This window comes from Stutzerimonas chloritidismutans (assembly GCF_038562055.1).
In the GTDB taxonomy this organism is placed as follows: domain Bacteria; phylum Pseudomonadota; class Gammaproteobacteria; order Pseudomonadales; family Pseudomonadaceae; genus Stutzerimonas; species Stutzerimonas chloritidismutans_A.
Genome location: NZ_JBCFXD010000005.1, coordinates 108,860 through 129,487, shown reverse-complemented (window position 1 = coordinate 129,487; position 20,628 = coordinate 108,860). Strand labels below are relative to the sequence as shown.

Below are 20,628 nucleotides of genomic sequence, written 5' to 3'. Positions count from 1 at the left end.
CGTTGTGCGCTAGTCTCGCCGGCATCAACGACGCCACTGCAGCCTGTTGTTCAAGTCAGCGCTTGCCGGAACCTCTCATGCCTCTCATCCGTATTCCACAGGTCGTCGAACTGGACGTCCTGCCCCGCTTCGATGGCCTCCAACTCGATCAGATCGTCACCCCCGAAACGCCCGAAGCCTTCAGCCAAGCCAGGGACGAGCTGCTCCGCTGGCCGCAGGTCGGCTTTGATACTGAATCCAAACCGACCTTCAAGGTGGGTGAGCTATCGACGGGGCCGCATTTGATTCAATTTGCCAGCCTCGAGAAAGCCTACCTGTTCAAGGTCGGCGCGGATGGCTGTAGCGAAGCCGTCAGCGCAGTGCTCCAGTCAGGTCGGGTGTTAAAGGTGGGATTCGGGCTGAGCAGCGACCGCAGCCGATTGCGCAACCGCCTCGGACTCGAGATACGGCACTTCATCGACCTGGGCACCACCCTGCGCTATCAGGGCAAAAAAGGACAGGTCGGACTACGCGGCGCGGTTGCGGCCGTATTGGGTATGCGAGTGAGCAAATCGCGCAGCGTATCCACGTCGAACTGGAGCAACCGTTCCCTAAGCGATGCACAGCGGTTGTATGCGGCAAACGATGCCTACGCCGCACTCAGAGTATTCCTTGCCTTGGGCGAAAACGCCGAACGCGTTCTGCAAGACCGGATCGTCCCAACCAAAGGGCATGACAGCTGACAACGCACCTGGTTGATACAAAGGAATGCCCTCTTCCTCGGACTGAAGGTGCAACCCATCTACCTCGGTGGCGTCTACCAAGGACAGACTCCAAAGGAGGTAGATGTGGAAGGTATGTTTTTCAGCGGCTGGTCGACACTGGTTCGCACCCTGGTCATTGGCATCCTGGCTTATATCAACCTGATCGTGCTATTGCGTATTTCCGGCCGCCGTACGCTCTCCAAGATGAATGCGTTCGACCTGATCGTCACAGTAGCCCTGGGGTCGACGTTCGCTACTATTTTGCTGAACCGCGATGTATCGCTCGCTGAAGGCACCCTGGCGTTGGCGCTGCTGATCGGATTGCAGTATCTCGTCACCTGGTCCAGCGTAAGAGTCGGCTGGGTACGCAAGCTGGTCACTGGCGAACCAGCGCTGCTGCTATATCAAGGGCAGATGCTAGGCAGTGCCATGCGCGTAGCTCGGGTCACTGAAGATGAGGTCCGCTCGGCGATACGATCTGGCGGATTTTCTGCCATCGATGAGATTGAAGCGGTCATTCTGGAAACCGATGGCAGCTTCAGTGTGATCCAAAAAGGTTCTGGCGTTAGCCGTTCGAGCCTATCCGGGGTCATGACACCGGGCCCTCAGAACATTGAGCTTTAGGCCATCGGCGCTTTGAGATTGACGCACTGGCTCGTCAGTCGGGCCGGTAAATGTGGTGCCATCCCCAGCCATCCGCTTCCAGTAATGCACCCAATAGCCGACGGCGCTCTGGTGCGTTGAGCATTTGACTTACATTCGATTTGAGCGGTATTCCGGCATCGCTCAGCGCCGCGAGATCAATGATCGGAGGCTGGACGTGGCTATTTACCTGGCCAAGGTAGTTGGAACGCTGCATCTCGAGATGCTGATCCAGCGCCGAAACGAGCATTTTGTGTTTCAGCGTGTCGTGCGGCACGTCTTCAACCCCTTCGAGCAACTGCAGCAACTCGCTCAGACTAACCACGGCGGGTATGACGTTCTTTTCCGCTTGTTTGTTATGAAAGCAACGAATCACCGGATAGGCGTGATGGTTGAGGGTGTGTTCGACCAGCATCTGCCGTATGTCGCTGGCATTGTCATAAAAACGCGAAAAATCTGACCCGTTCCAACTGTTTACCATGATCTCCTGCGGCGTCCGTCCCATGCTGCTGATGAGCAGACTGAGCTGGTTTTGCAGGCTGACAGCCGACAGTACCGGAACGATGTAGGTGATCGCAGCCGTGATGAAGGTCAGCCCACAGAAGGCGGCGGCACTGGTCAGTACCCGCCAGGCGTCGTTTGAGGCTGCGAAATCGCCTACGCCCAGCGTCGAAAGCGTAAAGCCGGCGTAGTAGAAGGTTTCCCAAAGGTCCGCGGCCGCCTTGGTCGTGCCGTCGATCACCGAGGCAGGGTCCGACGCAAGCATCAGAAACAGACTGAGCCATAGGCAGGCAATCCAGGTCAGCAGGACGAGCAGCAACACGCACTGACCTGCATACTCCAGCAACTTCGCTTCCCCTCGCCGACCGGCTAAGGCGAAAAAAAAGCGCCACACGCTTCTTGAAACGGCATTGGTGATAGTCCCACCACCGCGCGTCGACAGGGTGGTTTTGGTGATATCTGTTGCCGTGATCAGGAAAAGCAGAATTCCCAAGATTAGAAAAACCATAGGGCGGACGCGTAGCTCCCGTCATCAAAGATTCAAAGGTTTCGAAGAACCTGGCCTTGGTAAGTTCACCCCGGTCGCGTGTGGACTGTTAGAACCCCACTAACCAGGCACAATGCCACTACAAACATTCGTGTCAGGTACTCCGCTTTCAGGTATCTTCGCCGCTCAAAATGCGCATTGGCGCACGTATCGATTTGCCAGAGGACGGCCAGATGTCGGCCTGCTTGAATTCAGACTGGAGTTTTTCAGCCCCCGTGCTGATGACTCTGCTGGTTGGCCTCGGCGTTGCGGTATTGGCTCGCTGGATTCGCCATCAGCGACAATTCGCTGGTAGTTCCGCTTTTAGCTTGATGCACCTGGCGATTCTCTGGTGGCTCGGCGTTGCCGCATTGGAAATGAGCGTGCACCAGCAGAGCTGCAAGATGTTCTGGGCAGGCATGGCATGGCCCGCCATTCTTGGCGTGCCGACGTTCTGGTCGGTTTTTCTCTGGCAATACGTCAACAGCGTCCATAGCCCGCTTAAGCCGATCACCGTGATCGGCTTGATGGTGATGCCTGCGCTGTTCTGGCTGCTGGCGCTGAGCAACCCCTGGCATGTTCTGTTCTACGGTTCGGCCAGCGCGCCAATCTCATCAGAGCCCAACGCGCCTATCGTCTACCAGCATGGACCATTGTTCTATCTGGCCGCGGCTTACGGTTACCCCTTCATGATTTTCTGCATTGGTATCACGCTGCGCGCAGTGACACTCAGCAGCGGCCTGCATCGACGGCACTACCTGGTTTTCCTGATACTGACGACGATTCCCTGGGCCGCCAATATCAGCTACGTCGCTTTCGGCTGGACCCTGTTCGGCTTCGACCCAACGCCGTTCAGCTTTGCGTTGACCGTGGCGGGTTTTGGCTGGTTGATCAGCGGGCTGCGTCTGTTCGATCTGTTGCCGGTGGCGCGCCATCTGCTCCTCGATGCACTGATGGACCCGGTGTTGGTGATCGACCCACAACGCCGCGTGATCGAGGCCAACCCGGCTGCACTCCGCATGGCGAACCTGAAACAGGGCTGGCATGGCTGCGCATTGGCGCAATGGCCCTATATCGGTAGTACGTTGGAAGGGATGGTGCAGCAGGCAGAGCCGGGTGACACACCGCAGCGGGTAAGCGTCGAGGCACGGCAACAGCACTTCGAGGTGCGTGTCCGTGCGATTTGTCGCTCCACGCGCGAAGGAACCGTGACCCTTGGGCAGATGCTTTATCTGCGCGATATCACCGAATTCCAACGCAGCCAGCAGCAACTGGCAGAAGCGCTGGCATTGAGCGAACAGCGATTGGCGACCATTTCCGGCCTTCACAAAACCCTGCAGGACCAGGCACTACGCGATCCACTGACCGACCTCTACAACCGTCGTCACCTGGAAGAATTCTTTGCGCGCGAGGCCGCCAGAGCACAGCGTGATGATGCGCCTATCGCATTGGCGATGATCGACCTGGATCACTTCAAGCGGCTGAACGACACCCATGGTCACGCAGCTGGCGATGATGCGTTGAAAGCTGTGGCAGCATTTCTGTTGAACGAATTGCGCACCACCGATGCGGTCTTTCGTATCGGTGGCGAGGAGTTTTTGCTGATACTGCCGTCTACTCAGCCGGCCGAAGCCTTGGAAAAGCTGGCGCATCTCTGCGAACGGTTCGCGGATCAAGCGCTGGAGACGCGTGCCGGCCTGCTGCACCTGACCATGTCGATCGGCATCGCGCATTTCCCCTCACAAGCCAGTGACCTGGACGGCCTCATGCAGCAGGCCGACCGGCAGCTCTACCTGGCCAAGGACGGTGGACGCAACCGGGTCGTGGCGATGCCCGGCACTGTCCAAGCGACCGTCAGTGCCCTACCACCACCTCGCTGATCTGCCGGTCCGGCGTCAGGTCGGTGTAATTGGCAATGTCCGCAACGATCTCCTCGGCGTGAGGTGCAATCCCCGCTTGGAAGGCTTCCAGCGACTCGCTGAAAATGTGACACATCGCGATATAGGGCGCCGGCTCGTCAGGAGTGCGCCCGCAGATGGCCTTATCGATGGTGTAGTAAAGACAGGCGTCGCCCATGCGAGCCTTGAGCAACGGTAGGTGCTTTTCGCGATAGTAGTCGTGATCGAACCTAGCACCTGGGGTATTGGGATACATCACGCTGACTTTGATCATGCTCAATTGCCTCTATGTGGGGTGGGGTTGGGATCTATGCTCCAAGCTCGCTTGCCGCCGTTACGGGAGCATCATCGACGATCAGGCACGAAGACGCGATGCCCGAACTCTGACATTCCGCGAGGACCTAGGTTTTTGCAATCGCACTATCAGCCCTAGCCGTCACCAACTAAGGCAGTGCCAATCCAATCGTGGCAGACCGAGCTAACCGGCTGCCCGATCGCCCACCCGGACGATACCGGTATCGATGGCCAGATGAACCAGCTCAGCATGGGAGCTGACCTGCAGCTTGCTCTTGAGTAGCGTCAGGTAGTTGGAAACCGTCTTGCCACTGATGCAAAGCCGCTCGGCAATCAGCCTCGTTGGGGTGCCCTTGGCGAGCATCACGAAAATTTCAAACTCACGCTGGGTCATCCCTTGCAAGCGTGGATCCTGCACATTGGCCGCCGCCGGATTGCGTGCCAACTGGGTGGCCAGCGCCTGCTCGATGTAGGCATGGCCGGCCAAGGTGCGGCGTACTGCGTCCAACAGCACCTCCGGCGACGAGCTCTTGGTGATATAGCCGGCGGCTCCGGCATTCAGCGCCTGGCGCACCAGAGGTAACTCGTCGTGCATGCTAAAGAACAGCACACGCAGTTGTGGCAGCCGCTGCAATAAGCGCCGGGTGGTTTCGACGCCGCTGATGCCGGGTAGGCCGACATCCATGATGACCAGGCTTGGGGCCGCCACCAGGGCTTTGGCGATTGCCTCCTCGCCATTGCAGGCCTCGACGACCTGAACTTCAGGTAGCAAGGCACTTAACAGCGCAGCGTAGCCCTGGCGGACCACAGCGTGATCGTCAACGAGAAGGATCTTCATTGGAGCATGACTCCCTGATCGGAATGTCCAGATAGACCACCCAGCCCTGACCTGCTCGCCCCGATGTGATCAACCGGCCATCGAGCGCCCGCGCACGTTCATGCATCGAACGCAGTCCGATGCCAGGCCGTCCGGATGCGCAGGAGCCGCTGCCGTTGTCACGCACGAGCAGGCGTAGTCGACCACTGTTCATGCGCAGGCGAATCAGCACGAAGCTGGCGCAGGCATGTTTGGCCACGTTTGTGAGCGATTCCTGCAGCAAACGGTACAGCTGTTCTTTCTTGTTCAGAGAAAGACAAGGAATGCGCCGGTCGATCTGCACGCGCAGCTCGATTCCTTGCGCGTTTTGCCACTGCTCAGCCAACAGGCGTATTGCCTCGGGCAACTCCAAATGGTCAAGCATCACGGGATAGAGCTCGCGCGTGAGCCTGCGAAAACCGTCCTGCAACTGTTCGCAGTGGTCGTCCAGGCTACGTGCGGTTGTGCTGACCAGTTGCGGCTGGTCTTTTATCGCCTGTAGCAGGCAGGCCTGGGCGCGGATGCCGGCCAGGTATTGCCCAAGGTCGTCATGCAGGGCCTGGGCAAGCTGTGTGCGCTCACGCTCCTGCAGCTCCAGTAGCGAGCGTGTCAGGTCATCGTTTTCTCGCCGGGTATATTCCAAGGCGTTGACCATGCGGTTGAAATGCCCGGAGAGCTGCTGTGCCTCCAGCAGGGAGTGACTCGGAAGGCGCGTATCGAGACGGCCGAGGGAAACCTGGCTAAAGGCTGCAAGCAACTCGTTCAGCACGGCCAGCGCCGGCCTGACAGCCCAGCGGATCGCCAGCAGACTCAGCAATAACGCACTGGCGAACCACACCAATAGCTGGAGTAGCGAATCCTCTACCTCCTCAATTTCGTCTCGTGGGTCTACGCTCAATTGCAAGGTCCGACCTTCAGGCATCTGTACCGTCAGGGGCGCAGGCAACTCGGCGGGATACAACAGAGTCTCGAGCAAGGTGCTTCGCTGCGGGCGGATCTCACGGCTCGGAACGCCCGGGCCCAACCAGCGAACCTGCACATGCCGCAAATGACGCGTCAACTCAGGTTGGAGTGCAGCGGGATCGCGTTCCGCTACATCACCGAGATAGCTCAGCACGGCACGCGCCGCAGTCAGTTCACGGCTTACGTCTTGGCTCGCCTGACGCAGCAGTACAGCCAAGCAAATGGCCGCAACCAGGCTAAAAAACAGCGAGACCAGCAGGCTGATACGCCAGAGTGCTGACATACTCAATGTCCGCTTCAAGGGCAGCAGGTCGATGCGCTACTTGACCACAAAGCTCCCTTCCATGCCCTTGTTCTGCAGCCCTTTGCAATAGAAGGGGTAACGGCCGGGCTTGATCGGCAGGAAGAAAATTTCCGCCTCGCCGGCTTCTTCAAACTCCAGTTCGACGAGCGTCACGGCCTTGATCTCCACACCGCCCGCTTCCACCTTGCGCAGGAAGATTGCCTGGGAAAATTCAGGGGCCTGAAAAGCACACTCTTTCTGGCCATCGGCGATGACCTTGAGTTGATAGGCGACGCCGGTCTCCAGTTGGTATTCCTTCTGCGAGACCGCGTAATCGCTTTCTTCGGAACCGAATTTGAGATCCGGGAGCGATTGCGTGCGACGGGTAAGGTCGCCGGCGGCGAGCACCTGGTCAAAGCCGATCAGGCTGGCGATCAACAGGAGCTGAAGTGTTAGCGCTTTGAATGGAGGCATGGGTCTTCTCGTTCTTGTTATGGATGGCCCCATGCTAGAGGTGGCTGTCGGGGACCTGTTTACTACCTTGGTACACAGCAGCTGGTACTTTCTGCATATTTCCCAGCCCCGGCAGGGTTCCTATGCTGACCGCAACGCCATAGGAGCCGTCCATGCGCCCTCTTTTGTATCGTACCGGTTGCTCGATCGCCCTTGCCTGCTGCGCCGTTTTCGCCAGTACTGCAGGCGCGGCGGGGCCAGAACTCTCAGCGCGCATCGGTTACCTCGGTTACCGCCCGGACCCAGGCCCGCTGCTGTCCAATGTGATTCCCGAGCCGGTTGATGCGGGTTTGAGCGGTGCCGAGCTGGCGATTGCCGACAGCAACAGCACCGGTCGTTTTCTCAAGCACAACTACAGCCTAGATAGCGTCACAGCTGAAACCCCAGAGCAGCTTCTGGACGAAGCGAGGCGGCTGCATAACCAGGGCGTGCGCTTGTTTGTGGTGAACGCTCCCGCGCAGAGTCTGGAAACGTTGGCCGAAACCATGCCGGACAGCCTGCTGATCAATGCCGGCAGTCCGGATGACAAACTGCGGACGTCTCTCTGTCTAGGTAATGTGCTGCACACCCTGCCAAGCCGCAGCATGTTGGCCGACGCGCTGGGTCAGTTCCTTGCCGTGCGCCGTTGGAATCGCTGGCTGCTGATCAGCGGGCCGACAGAAGAGGATCAGGCCTATGCCGAGGCGCTGAAGCGTGCCGCCAAGCGCTTCGGCCATAAGATCATCGAGGAAAAACCCTGGTCCTTCGACAACGACCAGCGGCGCACTGCCCAAGCCGACATGCCGCTGTTCACACAAGCTGGTGAATATGACGTGGTCGTGGTTGCCGATGAGCGCGGCGACTTCGGCGAGTACGTGCCCTATCACACCTGGTTGCCACGGCCGGTTGTGGGCACCCAGGGTCTGACCCCGACCGCCTGGCACAAGACAGTCGAAACCTTTGGTGCTGCGCAGCTGCAAAAACGCTTCGAAGCCCATGCCGATCGCTGGATGAACGACCGCGATTTTGCCGCCTGGATCGGGGTGCGCAGCCTGGCCACTGCAATCACCAAGCTCGGCACGGCGGACCCATTGGCAATCCGCCGGATATCGCTGAGCGGGACACTGCCAGTCGATGGGTTCAAAGGACGCAAGTTGACGTTCCGGCCCTGGAACGGCCAGCTGCGCCAACCCATTCCGCTGGTACATCCGCGGGGACTGGTCAGCAATTCGCCCCAGGAGGGCTTCCTGCACCCCACCAGCGAGCTGGACACCCTGGGCTTCGATCAACCGGAGAGCCAATGCCGCCTGAGCGAGTCGGAATCATGAAGCTCGACTACCGGCCAGTGCTGAGCCTGGCGTTAGTCGCTCCGGCGCTATTCGCCCAGACCAGCGATCTTAGCTACGAGAGCTATGTGGACAGCGACAAGCGCATCAAATGCCTCTACGGCTACGCCGCCGAAAAGACCGGTGATCATGCGTCGGCGATCAAGATTTTCGAAGACTGCGTCGAGCGCTGGAGCGACGTGTACTCAATGATCTGGCTTGCCCAGATGTACGAATCCGGCGCCGGCGTGGAGGTGGATCTGGCAAAGGCCGCGGCGCTCATGAAGCGCGGCGCCGAGCAGCCCGATGATGTCGCCTACGTCAGCCTGGCGCGCTATCACTACGGGGTCGCGCTGGCGGAAGGCCGTGGCACCAGAAAAGACCTACATGCCGCTCGCGTTTGGCTGCAAAGCGCCGCAAAAGGCGGCCAGCGCGAAGCCGATGCCTATCTGTCGCGGCTGGCTCCATCATCCGCTTCAAGCGCCCGTTAACTGCACCCATACAACAAAAAAGAGCATTCAGATGACCCGAACACTCCTTGCTGCCGCTGTTTCCTGTGCACTGGCTTGCGCCAGCGCATCCGCCCTCGCCGCCACCGCCTATGTGTCCAATGAGAAGGATGACACCGTCAGCGTGATCGATCTGGATACCCTGGAAACGGTCGAAACACTCGACGTTGGCCAGCGTCCACGCGGGTTGACGCTGTCGCGCGACAACAAGCTGCTCTACATCTGCGCCAGCGACTCGGACACGGTGCAGGTCATGGACCTGGCGACGCGCAAGATCATCAAGCAGCTGCCATCCGGCGCTGACCCGGAACAGTTCGCGCTGCACCCGAACAACAAGTGGCTGTACATCTCCAACGAGGACGATGCGCTGGTGACAGTGGTCGACGTCGACAACGAAGAGGTGCTCGCACAGATCGATGTCGGCGTGGAACCTGAAGGCATGGGCGTCAGCCCGGACGGCAAGTGGGCAGTGAACACCAGCGAAACCACTAACATGCTGCACTGGATCGACACCCGTACCAACCAGCTGGTGGACAACACCCTGGTCGACCAGCGGCCGCGCCATGTGGAGTTCAGCCATGACAGCAAGCTGCTCTGGGCATCGTCGGAAATCGGCGGAACCATCAGCGTCGTTGACGTTGAGAAGCGAGAGATCATCAAGACCCTGAACTTCAAGATCAAGGGCGTGCATCCCGACAAGGTCCAGCCAGTCGGCATCAAACTCAGCTCGGACGGCAAATACGCGTTCGTCGCGCTCGGCCCAGCCAACCACATAGCCGTCGTGGATGCGAAAACCTACGAGGTACTCGACTACCTGCTGGTGGGGCGTCGGGTCTGGCACATGGCATTCAACATCGATGAGAGTCGGCTGCTGACCACCAATGGAGTCAGCGGTGATGTTTCGGTGATCGACGTGGACTCGCTCAAGGTGATCAAGTCGATCAAGGTTGGCCGATATCCCTGGGGCGTGGTGGTCGCGCCATGACGGCCCTGCGGGTTGAGGGCGTCCGCTTTGCCTACGGGGAACGCCAGGCGTTGCGCGACGTGAGTTTCAACACGGCAGCCGGCGGCTTCACCGCCCTGCTCGGCCCCAACGGAGCCGGAAAATCGACGCTGATCGCCTTGCTGACGCGCCTCTACGACTTGCAGCAGGGCGACATCCAGGTGGCGGGCTTCAGTCTGCGCAGCCAGCCGCGCGAAGCCTTGCGGCGGCTTGGGGTGGTCTTCCAGCAAAGCACACTGGACCTGGATCTCAGTGTCGAGCAGAACCTGCGCTATCACGCCGCCCTGCATGGCATGCCGCGCAAGGTCGCCAACGACCGCATCGAAGTCGAGCTGGATCGTCAGCAACTGGGCGAGCGCCGCAAAAGCAAGGTCCGCGAACTCAATGGCGGTCATCGCCGTCGGGTCGAAATCGCCCGCGCCCTCCTCCACGAGCCGAGCCTGCTGCTGCTCGATGAAGCCAGTGCGGGGCTCGATCCCGCTAGCCGCCAGAACCTCAACGATCACGTGAGATCCCTCTGCGATGAGCAAGGCATGAGTGTGCTCTGGACAACCCACCTGCTGGACGAGGTGCAGGCAAGTGACGAACTGATCATCCTCAACCGCGGAAACCTGGTCGCGCAGGGTCGAGCCGATACGCTGGCTGCCGCAGATGGCAGTCTCCAGCAGACCTTTGCCCGCCTCACGCGTAACGCAGTGCCAGCGTGATGCGCCCTAACAAAGCCATACGCCCCAGGCCACGTCCAACTCAGGAATCCTCGCCATGACGCCCTATTGGGAATGCCTGCGAGCCATCGTATTTCGCGAGTGGCTACGCTTCGTTCAGCAGCGCTCGCGGTTCTTCAGCGCTCTGGTGCGACCGCTGCTCTGGCTGGCGGTGTTCGCTGCCGGATTTCGGGCCGCCTTGGGCATCGCCATCATCGAACCCTACGAGACCTATATCACCTACGAGACCTGGATCGTGCCGGGCCTTGCCTGCATGATCCTGCTGTTCAACGGCATGCAGGGCTCGCTCTCCATGGTGTACGACCGCGAGATGGGCAGCATGCGTGTACTGCTGACCAGCCCTTTGCCGCGCAGCTTCCTGCTGGCGAGCAAGCTGCTGGCAACCGCACTGATCTCGCTGCTGCAGGTCTATGCGTTTCTTTTCATCGCCTGGTTGTATGGCGTACAGCCGCCTGCGGCAGGCCTGCTGACGGCTCTGCCAGCGCTGTTGCTGGTTGCGTTAATGCTCAGCGCGCTGGGCTTGCTGCTATCCAATGGCATCAGGCAGCTGGAGAACTTTGCCGGGGTGATGAATTTCGTCATCTTCCCGATGTTCTTTCTGTCATCGGCGCTCTATCCGCTGTGGAAAATGCGCGAAGCCAGCGAGTGGCTATTCTGGATCTGCTCGTTCAACCCCTTTACGTATGCGGTCGAGTTGGTTCGCTATGCGTTGTACGAACGCCTCAATCCTGTGGCGCTGGCGGTGTGCCTGGGCCTGACTCTGCTGTTCAGCCTGCTGGCCGTACTCAGCTTCAACCCGCAGCACGCCGCGCTACGACGGTCCACCTGAGCCGATCTCTACTACTTTGGTGCTGATTTTCCTGTCGATTGTAGGATTTCAAAGTGCGGCACTTTGCCCTGTAATGTGGCCAACCGAAGTACTGGAAAAGCTGGACATGCTAGAGCCCACCAGGCTTTGTAGCGCATCCAAACGCTATGGCGTGCAATGGCCACGACGTGTTTTGTCATGGTTTTCTTTTGCAGGACTGGGCAAGCTTGTCGCTGAACAGAACCTGATCGAACAGGCGCCGCACCCTGGTCGCCATGGGTCGCTCGAAGCCGCGCACAACGAAGGCCTTCTTCCGATCTACCCCACCATAATCACAACAATGAGGTGACCGGCCGTGTACAAGATACTGATCGCTGATGACCACCCGCTTTTTCGCGAAGCCATTCACAACGTCATCCAGGATGGTTTTCCAGGCAGCGAGATCCTAGAAACCGCTGACCTCGACAGCGCGCTGGCGATGACCTTGGAAAATGACGATCTCGATCTCGTGCTGCTCGACCTGAACATGCCCGGCATGCATGGTCTCAACGGCTTGATCAACATGCGCAACGAGGCACCGACCATTCCTGTCGTGATCGTCTCTGCCGAACAGGACAAGCAGATCGTGCTACAGGCGATCACCTATGGCGCTTGTGGTTTCATCACCAAGTCATCGCCACGCGCGCAGATGACCGAAGCCATCGAGCAGATCCTCAACGGCAATGTCTACCTGCCCTCAGACATCATCCGCAGCCAGAAGGCCACCACACGCCGCTCCCAGCACAACGAACAGAGCATCCCGCCCGAGCTGCTGCAGGCGCTGACCCGCAAGCAGTTGCTGGTGCTCGAACGCATGACCAAAGGTGAATCCAACAAGCAGATCGCCTACAACCTCGACATCGCCGAAACCACCGTCAAGGCCCACGTCTCTGCCATTCTGCGCAAGCTCAACGTACACAACCGTGTGCAAGCCATCCTCTCGGCGGGTGACATCGATTTCACGGCATACTTGCGCCGCTGATCGTGCTCAAACAGGTCGTCCTACGAAGAGGCCCCACGCCCCGCTAGCCCTAGGAGCAAGGTGATAGCGCCTTGCTCCAGAGGTGCAATTCCTTACAAATGACCCTGTTCCATCATGTGGCACATGGCAGTCTTCAGCTTCATCGGGCGCACCGGCTTGTGCATCAGCATGTGGCCCAAAGCACGCACCTGTTGTTTCAGTTCATTGCTGTAATTGGCGGTGATCATCAGCGCTGGCAGCGGACTGGATCGCCGGGCATTAACCGTTTCGACAACATCGACGCCGTTGCAGCCGTTATCCAAGTGATAGTCGGCGATGATCAGATCGGCATCGGCGTGGAAATTGTCGACCTGCCCGGCCAAGTCCTGCTCAGACAGCGCCGTGATAACGTGACAGCCCCAGCCTTCCAGCAACGTGCGCATGCCGGCACAGATCGCGGTGTCGTTATCCAGCACCCATACGCGCGCGCCTTTTAGCCGCTCGAGCAGCTGGTCGGTAGCTGACGGCTCTACGCTGGCTTTAGGCGCCCGCTTGGCCAGGGGCACTTCGATGGCAAATTTGGAGCCGCGCCCAGGGACCGAACTGACCTGAATCCGGTGACCGAGAATACGCGCAATCTTTTCGACTATTGCCAGCCCCAGTCCGAGCCCTCGATCCTGCTGAGGCCGCACGCCTTCGCCGCGCTTGAATTCGTGGAAAATCTCTTCGAGCTTGTCCTCAGGGATCCCGATGCCCGTGTCCCATACCTCGATTGACAAGCTCTGCCGCCGGCGACGGCAACCCAGCAGCACGCGGCCATGCGGCGTGTAGCGAATGGCGTTGGTCAGCAGGTTGCGCAGGATGCGCGCCAACAACTGGATATCGCTGCGCACCAATGCTGAACAGGGAATGAAGTCCAGCTGCAGCTGTTCACTGCCGGCGATCTGGCGAAACTCCGCAGCCAGGGTCTCCAGCAGTTCACTGACGGCAAACGGCGCGATATCCGGCTTGATCACTCCGGCATCAAGCTTGGAAATGTCGACCAGGGTACCCAGCAGGTTTTCCACGTCTTCCAGGGAATTACTGATGTTGCGAATCAACCCGCCGCTCGGTGCGGAGGGTTGCTCCAGCAGTGCGCTGGTGAACAGCCGAGCGGCGTTCAAGGGTTGCAGCAAATCGTGGCTCACCGCAGCCAGAAACTTGGTCTTCGACAGGTTTGCCAGTTCCGCTTCGCGCTTGGCTTCGCGCAACCGTGCCTCGGCATGAGCGCGCTCGTCGATTTCGCACAATAGCTGGTCGTTGAGGCTGGTGAGTTCCGCCGTACGCTCACGAACTCGCTGCTCAAGGTTCTGATAGGCCTGGTGCAACGCTTCGGCCGTGCGCCGGCGATCGGTGATGTCCTGAATCAGAACGAAGATACCCACCACCTCGCCGGTGGCCTGACGGTTTGGTACATAAGAGCGCAGCATGTAACGCTGCTGCCCAGAGTGGTTGTGCTCAGCCATCTCGAAACTGACGCTTTCGCCGCACAGGGCTCGGTCGATATAGGGTTCGAGCTGCTGCCAGTGTTCGCCGCTATGAATATCACGCAGCGACTGACCGAGCATGCCTTCACTCGGCCAGCGATACCATTCCTCGTAGACCTTGTTGGTGAACTCGTAGGTCAGGTCGGCTGACACATAGGCGATAAGCGCCGGCACATGGTCAGTGATCAGGCGGATCCAGCGCTCGCTCTCACGCAGCGCTTCGGCATGGCGGTATCGCTCGGTGATGTCAGTGAAGGTGTTGACGAAGCCGCCAGTGGGCAACGGATGTGTCCGCACTTCAAGCGTTCGGCCGTCGAACAGATGCTGTTCCAGCTCCGTCTGGGGCTGGCCATCGGCGTCACGGGTGCTCGGCGTCAGCAGTTTGAGCTCACTGTCTGCCATTACCTCGTCGAATGGTCGATGCGCCTCGATGGGCGCCAGGCCGCAGAGTTCAAGAAAGCGACCGTTCCACAGCTCCAGGCCTCCATCGGCGCTGACCATCGCCACTCCTTGCGAAAGGTTGTCTACGGCGCGCTGCAACAGGCGGGACTTCTGCGCCAACGCTTGCTCGCGGCGCATGGTTTCGCTGATCTTCACTTCGGTGATGTCGGTGTAAAGCATCACCAGGCCACCTTCTCGGGTCGGCCGTTCACTGAGCTGCACCCAGCGTCCGTTGTGCAAGCGGTAGACCGTGGGGTCGTTGGCCTTGCCTCGGTGCTCCTCGGCGATCATGCCGCTGCTTTCCGCCAATCGCTTGAGCTCGGACAGCCGAGTGCCGCTGTTGATACGTGCGCGGGTCCGGCTCCAGAGCGCCTTGAAGCGCTTGTTGAACAGAACGATGCGCTGATCCTTGTCGAACAGCACGAAGGCATCGGAAATGCTCTCGATGGCATCGACCAGATGCTGATGTGCGGTTTCGGCACGCAGGCGGGCGTCGCTGAGCAGGCGGTTGCTGGCTTTCAGTTCGGCCATCGCCTGGTTCAGAGCATCGGTGCGTTCGCGCACCTGCTCGGCCAGCTCTACCGAATGTTGGAAGGCGGCGTAAGACGCGTCGCGCCCGGTGCTGCTCGACTCGATTCGCTCGATCAGCGCCGCGTTGATGCGCCGCAGCTTATGGTTTTCGCGCTCAAGCTCGGCCTGCCGGTCGAACTGTTCAACGGGCACCTCGTTCTCCAGCCCGTCCACCTGGCCGGCCGATGGCGACGCCGGTGAAGGTCTGGTTGATATGCATGCCATTGAACTGCTCTCCGTAGGTGTTGAAACCGATCACCTGCTGGCGTCTGAGGAAGGCCGAGATATCGTCGCTGGAGCCGTGGCCGTCGACCTCCAGTCGCCTTAGGAAGCAGTCGCAGCCGATGGTCAGAAGCGGTGCGCCGAGACGCTGTGCGAGGCGCTCGAACACGGCTTCAAGGTTGGGCATCAGCGGCCCTGGATGCATCGCGGTCAGCACGATGCCGTTCTCAACCGCGCAATAGAACGTCAGGCTGAGGTCATCGTTGACCTTCTGGATCGAGCGTACGTAGTAGTGCTCGTTGATGCGCACCGCCAGCGGATGGGCGGCGAACAGGCGGTGATCGAGATCACTGACCTCAACGCCGATAAGCCGTGCGTACTCCTCGGCGGCAGGCTCCGCGTTCAGCTCATAGACACGCCGGGCATGGCTGTCCACGCGTGTCACCACCAGTTTCTCGGTGCGCGGCAACATGTGATGCGTGGTGAACACCTCGAAATCCAGCCAGGTGTTGATCAGTACGACCGCTGCGGCGCCGCTGTGAAATTTGCCGTCGTAGTAAACGTGTGTGTCGGCCAGATGATTGTCGTCGCCGGCCGAGCCGCCGAAATGCGGAATGCTGCCAAAGGCAGCGCTGAGCGCCGAAAGTACGATTTCCTCTCGACTCGACAGCCCGTCGAGGAGGGTCAAGGCAAAGCTGTGATCCTTGATCGGCGCCAGCGAATTGCTGCGGCAATCGCTGCCCAGCCGCTCGACCAGTTGTTGTGCATCGGTCAGGCTGAAGCGGTCCATCTCATCGATCAGCTCACAGGCAATGGAAAAGTTGCGGTGATCGAAGCCAATGGCAGTCACGCAACTGCGCCCGTAGCCTTGCGAGGTGATCTCACCAGCCGACGTGCACCCGACCATGCGCACGCCCCCGAAGTACTGATGCAGCGCATCGCCCAACGCTGGCAAATCGTATTCGGCAGAGCAAAAGAACAGAACGAAGCCGAGATACGGGTGGATCAGCTGACGTGCCAGGTCCTGGGCGACCGTTTCGGCGTCCCGCGCTTCTGACATTGCTGTGCGCACTGCTAAGGATTCTTGCTCGACCACGCACCCCACCCCATACACCGATATCGTATGACCGCATTCTTGGTCAGGGCATAGGGTACGAACATGCTACTTCAGTACCGGCTGCGGCCTGCCAAGGTAGCAAAGCGACGAAACACCACGGTGCCTGCGCTTCGGCGGCTGGTGGCGCCCTAAATAAATAAAACGGATGCCCCGAAAGGCATCCGTCTGAGTGTCGCCGGCTCGGTTAGAAGCTCAGCGTGGCACCAATCGCGTAGGTGCGGGTTTCTTCATCAATGGCACTGGTATCCCGGCCAGTCAACTCGAACTGATTGACTTCGGCCACCAGCTTCAGGTTGTCATTGATGGTGCGGAAATAGGCGATGCCACGGGTTTCGTAATCGGCTGCCGTTCCCAGACCATTGCCGTCATCCTTGGTCTTGCCGGATGACAGCGCGATGCGGTTCTTGCCGAACGTATACGAGCCCTGCAGCAGGTAGCCGTCGCTGTCGACGTCACGCAGCTGCGCTTCGCCAGCGTTGTTGGTGTAGAAGGGGTTGATGCCTTCGGCCTGGAAGCCTGACGCGGTCACGGAGAAACCGCCCATCTTGGCCTGCACGCCGTAGCCGATGCCTTGGGAATCCACTTCGTCGACGGTGCTGTCGGTGTTCTTCGAGGTCTGCTGCATGCCGTTGACCCAGGAATAGATCTGGGCACCGCCAACTTCGAACTGATAGGTAATTTCGGTTTCGAGCCGCGGGCTGTCTTGATAGGCCTCGTCCAGCGCGCTGCTGGCATCGTTCGTGGTATCGACCGGGTCCATGATGCCCACGGCCACGCGCAGGCCACTCATCACTGGCGAGCGATAGGTAATCTGGGAGGTTGGGAACGGGTATGGGTAACCCGTGCCGATGTTGCCGAACGACACGCCACCGAAATCCACCAGACCCAGTGTGTCGCTGACCTGGCCATAGCCGGTCAACATCTCATCCAGGAAGATGTTGGAGCGGCCGAACAGACCGAAGTCCTTACCGAAAAGCACCTCGCCCCACTGGTCGTTCGACGCCGTGCCGTAGAACTGGCGAACATCGATGCCGGTCTCGGTGCCATTGCTATCGCTGTCGTTGATCGTGACCCAGAAAGAAGAGCGGCCGCCGACTTTGAGCTCGTCGAGCTGCTTGCCGAAGTTGAAGCCGATGTAATTGGGCAGGAAGCCCATCTTCACGCGGGACTGGTCCCGGTCGAACTGTTCCCCGGCGCGATCGACGTCGCTGCTCACGTAGAAAGTGTTGAAGTAGCCGTCTACGGTAAAGGTGGTGTCGTCTTTGTCGTAAAGCATGATTTCGGCAACTGCCGACTGGCTTAGGGTCATGCCAATCGCGCTGGCCAGAGCCAAAGGCAATAGTGTGGTAACCGCTTTCTTCTTGTTGTGCATGGCGCTCTCCGCTGATGTGACGACAGGCAGTCGTGTCGAGGCGGATTATCGAAAGCACAACCGGAGGGCCATACGCTCCAATGGCGGCGACTGGCTACTACTTTCGCCACGCTTAACGAATCAGGCGTTAAGGCCCTCCCCGCCGTTCCGTTCGGAGTAGCGCTTAGGTCTTACGCCGTTACGCTTAAGTAGCTCACCCAGGCACAACGCCGGCAGGCCTGGACCCGCGTATGCGCGGTCAGGGTGTAGCAACTGGAGGTGTTTAGGAGGTGTTGAGGTCAACGCCAGCTCAGGTCTGGGGCCGGCGCGTTGGCCACGGCTACCCAGCTGGCGTCATCCCCGCGCAGTGCATCCATGGCTGCCATCAGGTCCTGTTGCTGAAGCATGCGCATTTCGGCGGCCACTTCGGCAGATCGATCGAGTTCATGTCCCGCCTGCAGGCACTGCCATGCCTGTTCGGCCTGAGCGCGAAAGTCTGCTCTGCTGTCTACGTGCTGGTTACCGGCCTGGCGTGCAGCTCGCTCGGCCTCACTATCAGCCTGGTCTGCCAGTTTCACCGCGCTGTCGTCGAGAAATTTCACGACATGCTCGAGAATTTCCTTGGCCGACGCTCTCGGTGACTGCACCGCGAAAAGCATTCCAGCCTGCTCACCGAACTGACAGAAGCGACTGAAGAGCGCATAACCCAGTTGCAACTCGCTCCTCAGTCGCCTAAAGAAGTCAGCTTCAATCACTCGCGCCAAAAGGCGCCAGGACGCTTCGCACTTGGCGGTGCGGTCCGGCAGGGGACAGAACAGCAAGAATCCGGTTTCGGCCGTTGCGCCGTCGCCGCGGACGTCGTGCCAACGTTTCACCGCTGCCGGCTTACTGTGATCAGTTGGTATTACCGCAGGCGTTCCAGGCAAAGAATAGATAGCATCGGCCAGCGGTCCACCCAGGGACGGCGCGAAGCCGACGGCCAGGCCGCTCCACTGCGCTGATTGCCACCGCCTAGACAGTGAGCCAGGGCCGATGAACGCCGGCTGGCCGTCAACCTCAGCCGCATTGGTCAGCCGTCGAGGCAGATGTTTAAGCAACTGGCGGATCAGCATCTCATCGTTGCCAAGCGCCGCGTCGCGATTGGCCAGCGCAACGCCCTCGGCGAACGCTTCGGCTGGCGGCACGCTAAGCACTGAAATGGTGTCGCTGAGAATTGCCGGTATGGCCTCGGCAAAGCCTTCCAACCTGAAACACCATGCACTGCCGAAATCCTCGAAACGCAGCGTTACACCCGCTTGTTGTGCCGCCCATGCAGCTGGCTGCAGGGCATGCGCCACGGCGTGCCACAAGGCAGTGGAAGATTGGCCGTGCACCCACTGCCAGCGCAGAAACAGGGCGCCCTGCCCGCTCATATCTTCCGGTCCCTGCCAACGCAGTGCAGGCGTGATATCAACCGCCTCACGGCGAGCAATGTTGGGTTTCAACCAAGGATTCATAGCGGGTTGTTGCCAGTGCCAGGCAGCCGGAGCCGTCCGCTGCGGTGGTTCCGTTTTCAGGCGCAGCGGAAAACCGCAGGTTTCGATTGGCGGACAGTCGCTCATGTCGGTGGTGAGGACCAGTGGCGGGGCCGCGAGCATCTGCGCCGTGAGCGACCGCAGCGCCTGGCGAATCTCGGCTTCATCACTGTCGAGGCCCCAGGCCTGCGGTTCCACCCAGTAACGTAGCCGTGCCAGGGGCTCGGCGTTTTGCAGGCTTCGCTCGCGGATCAGTTGGTACTCCTCACGGCATGGCTGCCAACGCGCGTCATCCGAGAAGAAAGCTATCCAGTCAAGCACCGCATCGACGACAGCGGCGCGATCGTCCAACCCTCGCTCTGTCAGCAACAGCTCGATGACCGCAACGCCCTGCCCTGCACACCAGTATGGGGTGCGCAGCTTCACCGACTGGCACAGTTCGGCTTCTCGCAGCCGTTGAGAAAGTCCACCTGGTGCTTCGGAGGCGAGCCAGACAGAAAGATAATCCAGCGCAGGCCCGGCACGTTCCGGTAATTGATCAAGCGCAAACGCCAGGTGCAAGCGTGGCTGAGCGTTGCTGAGTTGCAAGCGAAACCAGGCGTTGGCGTTAGCGCACAGTGGCAAGGTCTTGCGTGACACGTACGGATGGGCAGCGAGCCCTGCGTCCATCTGTTCAGCGAGACGCTGCAACACGCCCTCGTCCTGTGGCCCAGCCAGCAATAGCTCGATCTGGCCGGTGTGATAGAAGCGGCAATGATAGCCCCTCAGAGACGCTTGAAACCCGGGGTCCTCCACCGGCAACGTGCTGCGGTTGCCCGCATGAAAGCCACCGAACGGATGGGGTGGATCGATGGCGCATCCAAGAGCGGCATCGCACAGGGTTTCGGCATCCTGTGCACGCGCCAGATACTCGGCGTGCAGCACCTCGCGTTCGCGCAACTGCGCTTCGGGATCGAGCAGCGGATGGGCCAGCATATCCACGAGACGGTGCAAGCCTTCTTCGAACTGACTGGCGGGTAGTTGGAAAAAGAAGTCGGTATGCCGTTCTCGGGTCGACGCATTTAGCTGGCCTCCGCACCCTTGAACGAAGGGCATCAGACCTTCTGCAGCAGAGTAGTTTCGGCTGCCGAGAAACAGCAGGTGCTCAAGAAAATGTGCCAATCCCGGATAGGCAATCGGCGCGTCATGCGAGCCGGAGTGCACTCGCACCAGTGCTGCCGCCTTCGAGCTGCTAACCAACGGCAACAGGCGCGCACGCAAACCGTGGGCAAGGGTTTTTTGCGGTGGTCGCTGGGCGGAATCGGCTGACGAGTGCATTG

At 59.8% G+C, this 20,628-nt stretch carries 18 protein-coding genes; 9 read left to right on the top strand and 9 right to left on the bottom strand.

What is annotated here, in order from left to right; translation table 11 throughout:
• The first annotated feature begins 77 nt into the window (after positions 1-77).
• Together AAGW23_RS10060 and AAGW23_RS10055 are read left to right on the top strand one after the other, a co-directional pair.
• Positions 78-722, top strand: coding sequence for a 3'-5' exonuclease (locus AAGW23_RS10060; RefSeq protein ID WP_342406352.1), 645 nt, complete (start codon positions 78-80; stop codon positions 720-722).
• 105 nt (positions 723-827) lie between these two features.
• Positions 828-1,367, top strand: coding sequence for a DUF421 domain-containing protein (locus tag AAGW23_RS10055; RefSeq protein WP_342406350.1), 540 nt, complete (start codon positions 828-830; stop codon positions 1,365-1,367).
• A 34-nt stretch (positions 1,368-1,401) separates the two neighbouring features.
• Here the strand turns inward: AAGW23_RS10055 and AAGW23_RS10050 are convergent, their stop codons facing one another.
• A complete protein-coding gene (locus AAGW23_RS10050) occupies positions 1,402-2,208 on the bottom strand; it encodes a potassium channel family protein (protein ID WP_342406349.1) in 807 nt (268 codons plus the stop codon).
• A 398-nt stretch (positions 2,209-2,606) separates the two neighbouring features.
• Here AAGW23_RS10050 and AAGW23_RS10045 point away from each other — a divergent pair, with 398 nt between their 5' ends.
• Positions 2,607-4,292 carry a histidine kinase N-terminal 7TM domain-containing diguanylate cyclase gene (locus AAGW23_RS10045; RefSeq protein ID WP_342406348.1) on the top strand — a complete coding sequence of 562 codons (1,686 nt, stop codon included), beginning with the start codon at positions 2,607-2,609 and terminating at the stop codon, positions 4,290-4,292.
• Here AAGW23_RS10045 and AAGW23_RS10040 read toward each other — a convergent pair.
• The 4 genes from AAGW23_RS10040 to AAGW23_RS10025 form a co-directional block, all read right to left on the bottom strand.
• Positions 4,267-4,584, bottom strand: a complete 318-nt coding sequence (locus AAGW23_RS10040) for an EthD family reductase (RefSeq protein ID WP_342406347.1) — start codon at positions 4,582-4,584, stop codon at positions 4,267-4,269. The two genes, AAGW23_RS10045 and AAGW23_RS10040, sit on opposite strands and share 26 nt — an antisense overlap.
• Positions 4,585-4,788: 204 nt before the next feature.
• Entirely contained in the window at positions 4,789-5,442 is a 654-nt protein-coding gene (locus AAGW23_RS10035; protein ID WP_342406346.1) for a response regulator transcription factor, read from the bottom strand.
• On the bottom strand, positions 5,423-6,706 hold the full coding sequence (locus tag AAGW23_RS10030) for a sensor histidine kinase (RefSeq protein WP_342406345.1): 1,284 nt from the start codon (positions 6,704-6,706) through the stop codon (positions 5,423-5,425). Before AAGW23_RS10030 ends, AAGW23_RS10035 begins: the two co-directional genes overlap by 20 nt.
• Before the next feature lie 36 nt (positions 6,707-6,742).
• The gene (locus AAGW23_RS10025) at positions 6,743-7,180 is read right to left on the bottom strand and encodes a copper-binding protein (protein ID WP_342406343.1); all 438 of its coding nucleotides are present in this window, start codon (positions 7,178-7,180) and stop codon (positions 6,743-6,745) included.
• 152 nt (positions 7,181-7,332) lie between these two features.
• Here AAGW23_RS10025 and AAGW23_RS10020 point away from each other — a divergent pair, with 152 nt between their 5' ends.
• The 6 genes from AAGW23_RS10020 (at position 7,333) to AAGW23_RS09995 (ending at position 12,589) form a co-directional block, all read left to right on the top strand.
• Entirely contained in the window at positions 7,333-8,526 is a 1,194-nt protein-coding gene (locus AAGW23_RS10020; RefSeq protein ID WP_342406342.1) for an ABC transporter substrate-binding protein, read from the top strand.
• The gene (locus AAGW23_RS10015; protein WP_342406340.1) at positions 8,523-9,014 is read left to right on the top strand and encodes a sel1 repeat family protein; all 492 of its coding nucleotides are present in this window, start codon (positions 8,523-8,525) and stop codon (positions 9,012-9,014) included. Before AAGW23_RS10020 ends, AAGW23_RS10015 begins: the two co-directional genes overlap by 4 nt.
• Before the next feature lie 31 nt (positions 9,015-9,045).
• Entirely contained in the window at positions 9,046-10,017 is a 972-nt protein-coding gene (locus AAGW23_RS10010; RefSeq protein ID WP_342406339.1) for a YVTN family beta-propeller repeat protein, read from the top strand.
• Positions 10,014-10,742 (top strand): ABC transporter ATP-binding protein, encoded by a 729-nt coding sequence (locus AAGW23_RS10005; protein ID WP_342406338.1) that lies wholly within the window; start codon positions 10,014-10,016, stop codon positions 10,740-10,742. Before AAGW23_RS10010 ends, AAGW23_RS10005 begins: the two co-directional genes overlap by 4 nt.
• A 55-nt stretch (positions 10,743-10,797) precedes the next feature.
• The gene (locus AAGW23_RS10000; protein ID WP_342406337.1) at positions 10,798-11,589 is read left to right on the top strand and encodes an ABC transporter permease; all 792 of its coding nucleotides are present in this window, start codon (positions 10,798-10,800) and stop codon (positions 11,587-11,589) included.
• A 334-nt stretch (positions 11,590-11,923) separates the two neighbouring features.
• Entirely contained in the window at positions 11,924-12,589 is a 666-nt protein-coding gene (locus AAGW23_RS09995; RefSeq protein ID WP_342406336.1) for a response regulator transcription factor, read from the top strand.
• Positions 12,590-12,681: 92 nt separating this feature from the next.
• Here AAGW23_RS09995 and nahK read toward each other — a convergent pair whose 3' ends face one another.
• The 4 genes from nahK to pqqF form a co-directional block, all read right to left on the bottom strand.
• Complete coding sequence (gene nahK / locus AAGW23_RS09990; protein ID WP_342406335.1) at positions 12,682-15,330, bottom strand: hybrid sensor histidine kinase/response regulator NahK/ErcS'; 2,649 nt, start codon at positions 15,328-15,330, stop codon at positions 12,682-12,684.
• A complete protein-coding gene (gene nosP, locus AAGW23_RS09985) occupies positions 15,248-16,387 on the bottom strand; it encodes a nitric oxide-sensing protein NosP (protein WP_425540825.1) in 1,140 nt (379 codons plus the stop codon). Before nosP ends, nahK begins: the two co-directional genes overlap by 83 nt.
• Positions 16,388-16,628: 241 nt before the next feature.
• A complete protein-coding gene (locus AAGW23_RS09980) occupies positions 16,629-17,816 on the bottom strand; it encodes a porin (protein WP_342406332.1) in 1,188 nt (395 codons plus the stop codon).
• Between the two features lie 278 nt (positions 17,817-18,094).
• Positions 18,095-20,626 carry a pyrroloquinoline quinone biosynthesis protein PqqF gene (gene pqqF / locus AAGW23_RS09975; protein WP_342406331.1) on the bottom strand — a complete coding sequence of 844 codons (2,532 nt, stop codon included), beginning with the start codon at positions 20,624-20,626 and terminating at the stop codon, positions 18,095-18,097.
• Between the last annotated feature and the right edge of the window lie 2 nt (positions 20,627-20,628).

Coding starts and splice junctions, on each gene's coding strand:
- AAGW23_RS10035 (WP_342406346.1), bottom strand. CDS start 5,442: ATGAAGATCCTTCTCGTTGACGATCACGCTGTGGTCCGCCAGGGCTAC.
- AAGW23_RS10030 (WP_342406345.1), bottom strand. CDS start 6,706: ATGTCAGCACTCTGGCGTATCAGCCTGCTGGTCTCGCTGTTTTTTAGC.
- pqqF (WP_342406331.1), bottom strand. CDS start 20,626: ATGCACTCGTCAGCCGATTCCGCCCAGCGACCACCGCAAAAAACCCTT.
- AAGW23_RS09980 (WP_342406332.1), bottom strand. CDS start 17,816: ATGCACAACAAGAAGAAAGCGGTTACCACACTATTGCCTTTGGCTCTG.
- AAGW23_RS10000 (WP_342406337.1), top strand. CDS start 10,798: ATGACGCCCTATTGGGAATGCCTGCGAGCCATCGTATTTCGCGAGTGG.
- nahK (WP_342406335.1), bottom strand. CDS start 15,330: ATGGCATGCATATCAACCAGACCTTCACCGGCGTCGCCATCGGCCGGC.
- nosP (WP_425540825.1), bottom strand. CDS start 16,387: ATGTCAGAAGCGCGGGACGCCGAAACGGTCGCCCAGGACCTGGCACGT.
- AAGW23_RS10015 (WP_342406340.1), top strand. CDS start 8,523: ATGAAGCTCGACTACCGGCCAGTGCTGAGCCTGGCGTTAGTCGCTCCG.
- AAGW23_RS10060 (WP_342406352.1), top strand. CDS start 78: ATGCCTCTCATCCGTATTCCACAGGTCGTCGAACTGGACGTCCTGCCC.
- AAGW23_RS10045 (WP_342406348.1), top strand. CDS start 2,607: ATGTCGGCCTGCTTGAATTCAGACTGGAGTTTTTCAGCCCCCGTGCTG.
- AAGW23_RS10020 (WP_342406342.1), top strand. CDS start 7,333: ATGCGCCCTCTTTTGTATCGTACCGGTTGCTCGATCGCCCTTGCCTGC.
- AAGW23_RS10040 (WP_342406347.1), bottom strand. CDS start 4,584: ATGATCAAAGTCAGCGTGATGTATCCCAATACCCCAGGTGCTAGGTTC.
- AAGW23_RS10025 (WP_342406343.1), bottom strand. CDS start 7,180: ATGCCTCCATTCAAAGCGCTAACACTTCAGCTCCTGTTGATCGCCAGC.
- AAGW23_RS10005 (WP_342406338.1), top strand. CDS start 10,014: ATGACGGCCCTGCGGGTTGAGGGCGTCCGCTTTGCCTACGGGGAACGC.
- AAGW23_RS10010 (WP_342406339.1), top strand. CDS start 9,046: ATGACCCGAACACTCCTTGCTGCCGCTGTTTCCTGTGCACTGGCTTGC.